Origin of the sequence: Dolichospermum sp. DET69 (assembly GCA_017355425.1) — a bacterium.
GTDB lineage: Bacteria > Cyanobacteriota > Cyanobacteriia > Cyanobacteriales > Nostocaceae > Dolichospermum.
In genome coordinates, this window is record CP070233.1 from 2,006,558 (window position 1) to 2,019,191 (window position 12,634).

A 12,634-nucleotide genomic window follows, 5' to 3' on the forward strand; every position below is an offset into this window, starting at 1 on the left:
ATTGAAACTATTGCTAATGTGAATGTCTAAAATTTTCTGGTAAGGAATGTGAATTAAATAAAGTGCAAAAGCAGGGTGTGTTAGCGACAGCGTAATGCACCATTCCACGTTAAATCAGAATTGCAGGTTATTAAATTTGCGTTCATATGTGAATTACATTTAATTTCGTGCAGAGACGTAAAGAGAAATCAAGGATGTTAGAATCTAACCAAGTACCGCGATAGACGGAGTAAATCTGATGCTACAAGTTAAACATCAATTTCAAAGCTTTGAAGAATATTTATCTTATGATGATGGTACAGACAAACTTTATGAATTATTCAATGGAGAGTTAATTGAAATGCCACCAGAATCAGGAATTAATGTCCAAATTGCCACATTTTTATTAATTCAATTTGTTGCGCTTTTAGGTTATAAAAGAGTCCGAGGACATGGTTTAGAACTGGAAGTAAAAGGAGAACCAAGAAACCGTTATCCTGATCTGACTATTATTCGTGAAGAACATATTCAACAATTAGCTAATCGTAACACTATTCGTTTATCAATGTTACCACCTCTTTTAGTAGTTGAAGTAGTTAGTCCTGGGGAATTACAAAGAGATAGAGATTTCATTGCTAAACGTTTACAGTATCAAGATTGTGGTATTCCTGAATATTGGATTATTGACCCACAAACCAAAAGTATATTAGTTTTAGAATTAATTAATAAAATTTATCAAGAAATTGGTATTTTTTCGGGTGATGATTTAGTAATATCTCCACAATTTAATGGTCTACATTTGCCAGGATCACAAATTTTTGATTAAGTAAAAAATGTAGTTTATTCACCCGAAAATCGCTGTAACTAACTCAACAACTCATCATGGTTATACTCATAGTCATAAGGTCCATGAGTAACAACAGGTAATACTTCCCAGTTTTCAATAATGGGAGGGGAACTGGTTGTCCATTCCAAAGTTAAGCTTTCCCAGGGATTATCACCGGCGAGTTCGCCTTTTTGCCAACTGAAAATGGCGTTTAAAGCGAAGGGAATGACGGAAAGACCTAACAGGAATGCGCCAATGGTGCAAAGCTGGTTTAAGGTGATAAATTGGGGGTCATACATGATCATTCTGCGAGACATTCCTTGTAAACCCAGTTTGTGCATGGGTAGGAATGTTAAGTTTGTACCGATGAAAGTAAGGACAAAATGAACTCGTCCCCATGCTTCATTCATCATTCTTCCGGTCATTTTTGGGAACCAGTGATAGATACCTGCGTAAATCCCCAAGACTGAACCACCAAATAAAACGTAGTGAAAATGGCCGACTACATAATAAGTATCGTGAACTTCAAAGGGGACTGTTCCCATAATTATGCCGCTTAAACTGCCCATGGCGAACATGAAGAGGAAGCCGATAGCGAATAACATGGCGCTGGTAAAACGGATTTTTCTCCCCCATAAAGTTGCTACCCAAACGCAGATTTTCACACATAAGGCAACTGCAACTATCAGTGGAGAAAGGGTGAATAATATTTGCATCCAATTGGGTGTATCATTGGTGAATAAATGCTGTACCCAGACGAATAAACCGACGACGCAGATAGCAAGTGTGGAAAAAGCGATCGCTTTGTAACTAAATATCGGTTTCTGGACATGAGTGGGAATAATTTCCGACAGAATTCCGAAAATGGGCAGAATCATTAAATAAACCGCCGGATGGGCATAAAACCAGGATAAATGTTGGTAAATAACGACGTTACCATCTGCATCTGGTTTGAAGAAGGATGTCCCGAAGTTAATATCAAATAACAGTAAAAATAAACCTACTGCTAATATGGGGGTAGATAAAATTGCCAGGATAGAAGTTCCTAATATTGCCCAACAAAATAGGGGGATTTGATCCCATTTCATGCTAGGAACTTTCATCATTAAAATGGTAATGACAAAGTTGATAGAATCTAAAATTGAGGAAATTACTCCTAAAATGATGGACAAAATCCATAAACTTTGAGCATTGTTGGCGGTAATTAGGCTTAATGGTGGGTAAGTTGTCCAATTAGAGTGATAATTACTAAAGATAAAACTTAGTAATAGTAATAATCCAGCAACTAGATTTAACCAAAAGGCGATCGCATTTAATTTAGGAAATGCCATATTTCTAGCACCAATCATCAAGGGAACTAGATAGTTACCAAATCCCCCAATTGCACTCTTGACAATCCACAAGAAGATTATAATTGTGCCATGATTTGTCATCAAGGCATTGTCCGGAGTTGGATCAAGAAAATCGGCATCTGCTGTGGCTAATTTAGTGCGAAGAGCGATCGCCATCAATCCACTAATCAGATAAAATATAAACCCTGTCACCAAGTATTGAATACCAATAACTTTATGGTCAGTATTAAATGTGAAATAATCTCGAACTTTCCATGCTTCGGGATGAGAAATATGAGAAATTAGCCGCGTGGGTGCTTGACTTTCATCTAGTGGAGGATTAACCGAAAAATCTATTTTTTTCATATTGTTGTTAGTTGTCTTTTGGCAGTTTTCAGTTAATTACTAATGACTCATAACTATAGCGAAATCCCCGACTTATTAAAGAAATTGAGGATCTGAAGGTTGAATTTTTCATAAATCAAATAGCAAGAGAAAAATAGTAGCAAGTATGATTTGTTTAGATGATAACAATTGAAGATTTACGTTTGGTGTTTACCGCTAACTTTTTGATTAGTTTCTGTAAATATTGAGATTCCCCTCTCATTACCTTGCTTAACAAATTGACGAAAATGACCAGTATTTTACAGTACATCACACTGTCGAAAATCAACAAGAATGTTATTTATCTACTGTGGTATGACTGTAACAATTCTTGGAACAAATCCGAGAGCAAGCTTCACATCCAATACAATTTTCTGGGTTAGTAATAACCATTACTTTCCGTTCAACTTCTTCTTCATCTTCATCTACTACAAATTCACCTTCTTCGTTTAAAGCCATTAAGCCTAAAACTTTATGTCCACAAACTTTCATACATCTGCCACAACCGATACATTTATCTTTATCTATTTCTTGGGCAAATTTAGGAGTCCAAGCACTACCTCCAAAGGTCAATCCTGTTAATGCAGCCATGAATAAAACCTCAGCAATTTTAGCTAGATGTTAGTTAATCCTTTCATCTTCATACTAGCCTGATATTTCATCTTTCCAAGCACAAAAAATCACTTTTTTATCAAATTTTGATGACTTGCTAAATAATATTATTTATTTTTGATTGTCTCCTCATCTTAAATGATATTATTCATTAATAGATTCAGGTAGTATTTTTAGCTTAAAACCTGAATAAATAAGGGTTATCAAGTTTTGATTAAAATATATTTTCTCAATAACTGTTGATAAATTAAGTGAGAAATGATTGATTAAATAAAAATAATAATCAATTAAAAGATGTTATTGTTGGCTTTATTAACTTCCTATTTGCAAATATTTTCTAATTAGATAAAAATATTTCATTCACCGTATTTATAAATACAAATTTTAAAAAATCATTTCATCTATTTTTGAACTATTTTATTTTCATCCTAAATTACGTAGATTGGGTAGAGCGATCGCCAAACCTAATAAACAACAAAGTAGTAAAAAAATTGTTTTTTTTGCTAACCTAACTTACTAATATAAGATGTTATTTAAAAACATTTAGCATAATTTATATAGCCCAAAATAAACATTATGACAGTAAATATTCAGGTAAATATTAAGAAATCCTGCCAAGCTCATACCGAACAATCTTATTGAAATCTTTATGAAATGTATAGTTAATGAAGAAGCAATGAAGCCTAACTTTGCAAAATATCAATAGCTACAAAATCTGGCTTCATTAACCCTATGAGTAATTAATCAAGCGAGAAACACATCTTCTCGTTATAGAGGTAATTTGGTAGCGAGTTATGAATCAATTGGACACATTAAGGGGAGACTTGAGCCAAACATCTCAACGATTAAAGTAGGAAGACGGACTATGCCGCATATAATTCCTAACAACAGTTGCGTGGGATGTGACAACTGCCGACCTCTATGTCCTACGGGTGCAATTAAAATCGAAGATGATGAATATTGGGTTGATCCTGCCCTTTGTAATAATTGTGAGGGTTATTATTCACAACCACAATGTGTGATTGCTTGTCCAACAAATGCACCAATACCTGTACACGCAAAAAAAGGCAGATGCAAAGTTGAACCACGAGATGCTACCAGTCCCGATTTATTTCCTAATGGCAAGAATAACCCCTTTGCTTCAGCAATAGTTATCTGGGAAGCTTGCAATCTACTAGCACAAAGAACATCTTTACCATGGGAAAAAGATGAGACAGGTAATTTACATTACAATCGCTTAGTTAATCAAGGACGAGGGACAATTTCCTTTCATCTCCAAGACCTATTTCCAATTAATAACCGCGCTGATAATTTACAAACAATTGATTATTTAGACATCCGTGCTGCTTGTATCCATCTTATTTTTGCTGCTCAAATTACAGCCCTAGATCAACCTTGGGAAGAAGAATTTACCATTGATGAACGACAAATTGAACAGTATTTGGGCTTAGAAAAACGGAAAGACCTCAGCAAAAGCACCAAACTCGGTTTAATTAAAAACATCGTTTATCAAACTTGTTCTCTGATGGTTTCTATTGACTGGCCGCAACAAGGTAGAGTTCCCAGTTTTTCTATTAAAAATAGTTATCTATGGAATTTGACAGATACTCAGCACCATTTTCAAGAAGATGATCAAGGTTGTAAATATTTAGTTGGACTGACATTTACAGTCAAAGCGGGGATTTGGACACAACATTTCTTTAACAGACAAGGATGCAAAGACCGGACTACATTTTATCAATATGGCAGTCTTCCCAAAACCCTATTAACCACAGTTATGAGCCTGTGGCAACAACATGAAGGTGCTGTGAGACTGATGCTTTGGTTATTATTTAAAACCAAAATGGGTAGAGAACAACGCATTACTGTTCCTACATTACTGCGTATTGCTTATGGTGAAGAAAAAGTGACTCAAGCTTCTAAACATAGGGAAGAACGCAAACGCCTACTTAAAGCTTATGAAAATGATTTAGAAGTTCTCAATCATTATGGAATGAAGCCATTATTTGATCCTGTTACCTATCCCCCAGAAATTCAACCTTTGTGGGCAAAATTAGTTGATATTCCTGAAGATCCAGAGGAAGCTTTGGAATTTTGGATTAATGATGGTAGTGGTGAAAATCGTCTTACAGACAGTGGACCCCGTGGTAAATGGAATTTGCTTCTGAATGCCCGAATTTTATCTTTTGAACTTCCCCCAGACTGGGATAAGCGTTCAGAATCAGATAAAAAACAACGTCGCACCACTAAAGCCAAAAGCAATCATCAACAGACAGGTAATTTGCTAGGGGAACAGATTACAGAAGGACGTAAAAAAATGAATCTCTCCCAAAGGGAATTAGCAAAGTTGATGGAAAAAAGCCAAAGCTGGATTCGTGACGTAGAAAAAGGTCGTTTAAAAGCTAAACTAGATGACCAAATGCTCTTGAGACAATTGCTAGATATTTCATAGAAACGCACGGTATGCGGGAAACTCAGTGGCTTAAGCCCTGAGAGGGAAACGAAATTTGTCAACTTTAGATAATATCTAGATATAGGACTACTATTTGATTTTTGACAGCTTGCGTGTCGTAGCCATACTATCTGTAGGGTGGGGAATGCCCACCTACTATTTTCAGGAATCATTTAGTATTGCTATAGGTGTGAATCTGAATTTTTTGAGGAGTGAACATGAGTAATATTATTTTTGGTAAAAGTTTTTTAGCCTTACCAAGTCTTGCCGCTTTATTAGTTTTGGGTAACGGACTTTCTGTAAATGCTCAGACAGTCGCACCAGAAACAATTGTCATCCCCACTAACCAAGCATCAATATCCACTGTGGCGACAGAAGAAATAGCCAATCGGACAATCACACCCATACCAGGAACAGTAGAAACTTCATCAGCTATACTAAATTATGGTTCTACAGAAGTCAGCGAAAAAACAGAACCATCCAATCACATAGCACAATCCAATATGGAAGTAGGTAGACCAACTCGTGGTGGTAGTAGCTACATTGGTGTTGCTGGAAACGTAGGTCTATCCGGTGGCACTTCAGGCTTGAGTGATGGTAATTTCACCGTTATCAGTAAAATTGGTATTACCAAAACCCTATCAATCAGACCAGCAGCAATATTAGGTACTGATACCACAATTCTTGCTCCTGTCACTTACGACTATTCTTTTAAATCAGCAGATCCATTTAGTGAACCTTTAACCATAGCTCCCTATGTGGGAATAGGTGCAGCCATTAAAACTGGTGATAAATCAGAAACAGCTTTGTTAGTAACTGGTGGTGTAGACTTACCTCTAAATAATCGCCTCACCGGTACAGCCGCCGTAAACGCTGGATTTTTCAATGAAACTGATATCGGAGTTCTAGTCGGAGTTGGTTATAACTTCCGTGGGTTTTAGAAACTAGGAGTCAGTAGGGGTTTAGGATTGCTAAACCCCAGCTGATTACTGAATTTGAATTCTGCTGTTTCATTGCAAAGGAATAAAGCCTGATTGTTGGACAATTTGTTGACCCTGGGGAGATAATGCCAGATCAATAAATTGTTTCACTGCGGGACTATTCTGTTTGCGAATTGCTAAATAAACACTACGACTGATGGGATATTTACCAGATTGAATGGCAGTTTTATCTACGGGAGATACTCCATTAATTGGTATAATTCTGACTAATTGCTGATTTTCTAACTGAGAAACTGTAGCGTAACTAATACCATTATTTCCCAGTGTGCGGATTATTCCTGTAGTTTCGTCTTGGGGAAAGGTGATAAAATTAGCACTATCCGATGCAAAGGGTTTTTCTAACAAAACTGTATTTTGAAAGAAGTCCCTAGTCCCACTACTAGCAGCGCGATTAATAACTTTAATGGGAGCATTTGGTCCACCCACTTGTGACCAATTAGTGATTTGACCTTGATAAATTTGTCGTAATTGGTCTAAAGTTAAACTACCTTGAAAGGGATTATTAACACCAACAACAACGCCTACTGCATCACGAGCGATCGCTATTACCTGAATCCCCGCTTGTGCTTCTTGAGGTTTCAAAGGTCGAGATGTTGCGGCCATTACCACTACATTCTTGATTAAGGCTTCCAGTCCCTTACCTGAACCTTTGGGAAATCCATTGGGTTGACCATAGGTAGTAGGAACATTAGCATTTATTTGACCATACGAATTCCGCAAACGCTGGATTAAGCCTACCATAGTTGTACTACCATCCATACTCAAGACAGTAGGATTAGGCAATGATGTATCAATATTAGTAGAATTAGTGCTAATTGGGTTAATAGCCGCAGTAGTGGTTGCTGTGTTCGGTGCTGGAGGCTCTTGGGTTGCAGTTGGCTCTGGTATAGGTACTGCTGGAACTGTAGTCTTAGGAGCAGTAGCAGTTAATTCTGGGGTAGTTTTTGCCGTGAGTTTATCCTTGAAAGCAAAATAACCACCCCCTACAGCTACCAATGCAGCCAAACCTACGAAAACAATAGGAGGAATTGCAGACTTTTTCAATTGATGTCCGCAAATTTCGCATTTCTTTGCATTAACCGCATTTTGATCATGTCCACATTTAGGACACTTGACATTATTAAAGTTATAATCTGCTGTCATAAATACCTCATTTACTAATTATTATTTAGCTGGCAATTCTGCTTGAATTTTTGATTCAATCTGAGCAACTTGTTCATTTGTTAAACCTAACTCTTCTTGCAGTTCTAACAACTGCACTTGTTCTTCTAAATCTATTTCTCCATCATTTCCCCAAAAAGCTTGATACATTAAGGTATATTCCTCAACTGCATTATTAGCAGCAACTGATGGCGTAAATTCAGCAATCATCAAATCAGCAATATCTTGAGAAATATTATATTTCTGGCGAAATTTCTCTACCAATTGTAATTCTGTCGCTGACGGATTACCGCTTTTATAACAAGTAGCCACTAGCTTACGAAATTTTTCTAAATTCTCATCATTTGCCGGAATGGATTTATTAGATATAGTTGTGGTAGGTGCAGTAATTGGGGTATTAGTAGATGCAGTAGCAACCATCAAATTATATTGCTTAATGTAATTTTCAATTGCTGATTCTGCTTTTTGATAATCGGGGTTATCCTTACCACCAACAAGGGTATTTTCTACTTCCTGTAAACAACTCATGAGCTTTTGATATAATTGCTGTTTTTGAGGTTTAGTTGTGGCACTTTCTCCAATTGCTTTTAACCCATCTGCCAAAATATCTCGAATTTTCCGATTTTGGTCACTGAGAAGATTTTCTTCTACTTTTTGCCAATTGTCTCCCAAAACTTGCACTTTTTGTAACCCTGTTTGTTTATCTAGGTAGAAAAAGCGAATTTCCTCAAATCCCGTAACTTTATTTTCTTGGACTACAATTAATGCAAATGCCTTTGCTAAAAGCAGATTTTGTTTAACTTGTCCCTCTTCTTGACTGGAGGGCATAATATCCTGAAATTGACGATGATCTTGATGAGTATGTAAAGGGTTTTTATCAGATTGATTCACAGTCCGATAAATCACTCGCATCTTTTCCATCCCTTCAATTAACCGCAGTGGAAAAGCCCCTACTTCTTGGACAAAGAAAATATAATGGGGATCATTTAATGGCCGAATATCTTTATCAGTGAGGGTACTAGATTTGCGAATTATTGGTAAAACGGCATTTACAGCCGTATCAGATGGTTTAGTACCACCTTGAATCCCAATTAATGTTTGTCGTTTTTCTGCCTTATTTTCCCAACCAAGATTTACCTGTTCTTGACTAAATCGCAAGAAAGATTCACTCTTTTCAAAAGTAGTTTTAATTTGAGCTTCTTGTTGTTCTACAGTTGGATATTGTTCCAAAAACTTTCTAGCTGTTGATATCTGCAATTGGGATTTATCCACAAACTCATCTACGCTGCGATTCAATAGTTTAATAAATAAGTCTTTAATTCGCAGGGGGTCAAATTTGTAAAGGTCAAACAGTGTAATTCCCATATCATCTAATATATCCTGAGATACTTTTTGATATACTGTCTCTGTTTTGCCTTCTAAAATTTGATTAAATACCAAATCTATATCTTTGGGATTATATAGCAAAATCCCATTCACAGTTAAGGTACTTGTTTCTCCTACATAAGTCTTTTCTCGCTCATTCAATTGAGTTTGTAAAGTTTCTAAATTTTGATCAAAAGTCGTTAAATCAACAATCAAACTATTAATTTCTTCCTTGAGAGCATCTAGTAACAGAACTCCTAAAGAGCGAGATTTAACTTCAACTTTAGAAGTATAAATTGATTTTAATGCTTCCATAATGCCATTAAACTCTTGTTCAATCACTGCCTTTTTATTGACTGGATTGAATCGTTTTGCATTATTATCTATTTGTTTGAGGAGAACTTGTAAAGCATTAGCCGCAGACTGTTCTTTTGGTAGCCAATTTTTTTGCCGTTCTTGGTCAAATTGACTGCGGTAATTATTAAAGACTTCTAACAGCCCTTCTAAAAATTGCCGGACAAATTTGGGACCTCGAAATCGGTCTGCAATCATGTTATAAACAATTTGCCGGAGTTCTTGCCTTTTTTGCGTTTTCAGGCGATTTAAGTTGTCCGACATTTTTTGGAAATAGTCACTCCAGCGACGTGGATCACTATCACTATCATTAAAGTGAGGACTGTATTTTTCCTGTTCAACGGAAATAAACCGCTGCAAATTTTCAAAGGGAATATTCAAATCATTGCGACGTTTGCGTAAACCAGCAATCCAATCAGCCACTTCCTTATTATAGGGTTTCATGCTATCCCCCAAGCTGATACTATCCAGAAGTTGATGCTGATTATCTGATTCAGCTAAATTCAAACTTGGCAAGATTTCTGTTTGAATCAAATCCCGCATTGCTCCTGGTGCGGGAGTGGGATTTTGCCACCATGTGACTACTTGTCCTGCTAAACGAGAAGCACAAGCTTGAAGCACTCGTTGAATAGGAAATTGAATACTAGATAGGCCAAAAGCAATAAAATTCTGAGGATATCCAAAAGAGTCAGGACTAGCCCACTGTTTGCGAATGTTATCCCGTACCAGTTTTTTGTATTGACTAAATCCAGAACTGAAATCTAAAAATATATTTTGTCCTACCATTTCCAGCACTGAATTAAGACTGGGAAGGGTGACTTTATCATTACTATTACCAACAAGATAGCAGAAGTTAAAAGGTACGTCTTGACTACTTTGAGTCGTAATCCGATCCGATGAATTACTACTATATTGGCATTCAAATCGAGTATCATTGCGAGAATAATGGTTTAGTTCCATTAATGCAGAATAGGCATTGGCAATAACGCGATCGCCCAACCCGGAAAAAGCTCCTGGAAGCACCAGATAAGCTGATGACTGGGGCATTTCTGAAGGCGGAACCCAATCTCGCAAATTGTAAGCTAAATCCAGCACCATTCCCGATCCCGTACCACCTGACAAGGAACAGACAATAAAAATATTTATACCTTTATCAAGTTGTAAACCCCAACGATCTAACATGAATTTTTCATGTCCGAGAATCCGCGTTTTGGCATTAGTAAAGCTGTTTTTAATAGCTTGATAGTTCACTGCAAAGGCAAATTTACCTAAAGCTCGTATTTGCCCCGCACCTGCCAAAATAGAATCAGTACCTTTTAACTGACTGGGAAACCATTCTTCCAGATAATTATAAGCAGATAACTGATTAAGCATAGCTTTGGCATTCTCCACCTTCGCCCATACTTGCTCGGATGGGCTAAGACCAATGTTTTGCTTAAGAACAGTTTGTGCCTCAGAGACCTTAGCATTTTGTTCTGTATCTATATGCAAAAACGATACAATTGGTAAAGCATCCAAAGAGCCATAGGCTTCGACAATCATCCGCCGGACTTTAATTAATATTTCCTTACCTGTACCACCTAGTCCTATGACTACGGTTGGTGTCATGCCTATATAGTCTGCCATAATCGAAGAATAATAAGAGACTAATGTAATTTACTTATAGCAAGTATACTATACTGCATTTTAATCATGTCGTATCAATAATACTTATTGGCAAAAAAAAAAGCTGATATTGCAGCTTGATCAAAAATCCCCGTCAGATTCACATCAAAAGTCGGGGATTTTTATTAATTAATTACTTGGGACTAACTTTGTCAATCACCTTGATTTTGCCATCATCTCCCACAGTCCAGACATCATAAGTACCAATGACATCACCGTTAGCGTCAACATCTACATCACCGCTTGCGCCTTGGTAATTAATCTGTTTGCCTTCTTTAAGTAGCTTCAATCCTTCACAAACATCACTGACAGGTGTACCTTTGCCAGCGGAGACTTCCCGAATTTTACCAGCTATTGCTGTTCCTGTATTTTCCTTGGCAGCTTGGGCAGCTAATACCAATAATGCCCCAGCATCCCAAGCTTGAGGGGCGTATTCTCCTGGTGAACCACCTTTTTTATCTTTCCACAGTTTATTGAAGTTTTCTAAACCTGGACCACTAGAACCGGGAACTGTACCAATAGCCCCAGATAAAATATACTTGCCATCACTAGCTTTACCTACTTGATCAGGGAAAGTAGGAGATTTTACACCATCTGTGAGTAAAATTTGTACTCCCTTGGTCACACCTTGCTGATAAGCAGCTTTGAGAAATAAACTCCCAGTTTCCGCATATAACACCCCTAAAACTGCATCTGGTTTCCCAGCAAATGCCGCAGTTGCCTCTGTATCAAAGGTTTGTGCTTTAGGATCGTAGCGAATAGGCTTATCCTTATTAATTACTGTGCCACCTAATTTTTCAAAAGTTTCCACAAATGCTTTTTCAAAACCTACACCATAGTCATTGTTAATCACCACAGTGGAAACTCGTTTAAAACCTTTTTTCCGAGCCAGTTGGGCTAAAGCTAAGGCTTGATAGGTGTCAGGGGGAGCAGTCCGCGCCCAAAAACTTTTAAAGTCGCCTTTTTTAGCTTTATCGGTAAATACAGGGCTGGTGCTACCAGGAGAAATCAACATGACTTTATTCGGTACAGCTACGGAAACCGCCGCAGTAGAAACACTACTAGCAAAAGAACCTACTACACCAGCTACCTTATCTAAAGTTGCTAATTTGGTCATCCCCGCAGCGCCGGCTTTGGGGTCTGTTTGGTCGTCTACTTGTACCAAACTAACTTTTTCACCATTCACACCCCCACAGGCGTTAACAGTATCTACAAGCAAGGGAACTGAACCTACCATTTGTTGGCCAATGGAAGCTAAGTCACCAGTTGTTGGTAATAAACTCCCAATTTTTAATCCTTTAGCATCACTGGTTGTAGTGGTAGCTGTTGGGGAAGTGGTACTACTTCCAGTAGATGATGGGGGGGTAGGATTTTCGCAAGCTGCTAAAAGAAAGCCACTGGCTATGGTAGCGATACTCAAGGCTAGGGAAACACGAAGTCTGGACATTGATAAATTTCTCTAAGAATTAACTCTAAGGCATAAATAATAGCACCTTAGTGAAGG

Annotated in this window: 8 protein-coding genes; 3 read left to right on the forward strand and 5 right to left on the reverse strand. The window is 37.4% G+C overall.

Translation table 11 applies throughout. The features are described 5' to 3' along the window. The first annotated feature begins 238 nt into the window (after window positions 1-238). Window positions 239-805: a Uma2 family endonuclease gene (locus EZY12_09380; GenBank protein ID QSX69766.1), complete on the forward strand. Its 567-nt coding sequence runs from the start codon at window positions 239-241 to the stop codon at window positions 803-805. A gap of 38 nt (window positions 806-843) precedes the next feature. On the opposite strand, the gene EZY12_09385 is transcribed toward EZY12_09380, so the two are convergent. Next, window positions 844-2,502, reverse strand: a complete 1,659-nt coding sequence (locus EZY12_09385; GenBank protein ID QSX69767.1) for a cbb3-type cytochrome c oxidase subunit I — start codon at window positions 2,500-2,502, stop codon at window positions 844-846. Between the two features lie 315 nt (window positions 2,503-2,817). Then, a complete protein-coding gene (fdxB, locus tag EZY12_09390) occupies window positions 2,818-3,111 on the reverse strand; it encodes a ferredoxin III, nif-specific (GenBank protein QSX69768.1) in 294 nt (97 codons plus the stop codon). A gap of 886 nt (window positions 3,112-3,997) precedes the next feature. Here fdxB and EZY12_09395 point away from each other — a divergent pair. Both EZY12_09395 and EZY12_09400 read left to right on the forward strand, forming a co-directional pair. Beyond that, the gene (locus EZY12_09395; protein ID QSX69769.1) at window positions 3,998-5,584 is read left to right on the forward strand and encodes a helix-turn-helix domain-containing protein; all 1,587 of its coding nucleotides are present in this window, start codon (window positions 3,998-4,000) and stop codon (window positions 5,582-5,584) included. A 218-nt stretch (window positions 5,585-5,802) separates the two neighbouring features. Continuing rightward, window positions 5,803-6,525 carry a hypothetical protein gene (locus tag EZY12_09400; GenBank protein QSX69770.1) on the forward strand — a complete coding sequence of 241 codons (723 nt, stop codon included), beginning with the start codon at window positions 5,803-5,805 and terminating at the stop codon, window positions 6,523-6,525. A gap of 69 nt (window positions 6,526-6,594) precedes the next feature. On the opposite strand, the gene EZY12_09405 is transcribed toward EZY12_09400, so the two are convergent. From EZY12_09405 to EZY12_09415, 3 genes are all read right to left on the reverse strand, one after another. Further along, a complete protein-coding gene (locus tag EZY12_09405) occupies window positions 6,595-7,728 on the reverse strand; it encodes a substrate-binding domain-containing protein (GenBank protein QSX69771.1) in 1,134 nt (377 codons plus the stop codon). Window positions 7,729-7,749: 21 nt separating this feature from the next. Beyond that, a complete protein-coding gene (locus tag EZY12_09410) occupies window positions 7,750-11,091 on the reverse strand; it encodes a tubulin-like doman-containing protein (protein ID QSX69772.1) in 3,342 nt (1,113 codons plus the stop codon). A gap of 172 nt (window positions 11,092-11,263) precedes the next feature. Next, window positions 11,264-12,577, reverse strand: a complete 1,314-nt coding sequence (locus EZY12_09415; protein ID QSX69773.1) for an ABC transporter substrate-binding protein — start codon at window positions 12,575-12,577, stop codon at window positions 11,264-11,266. Between the last annotated feature and the right edge of the window lie 57 nt (window positions 12,578-12,634).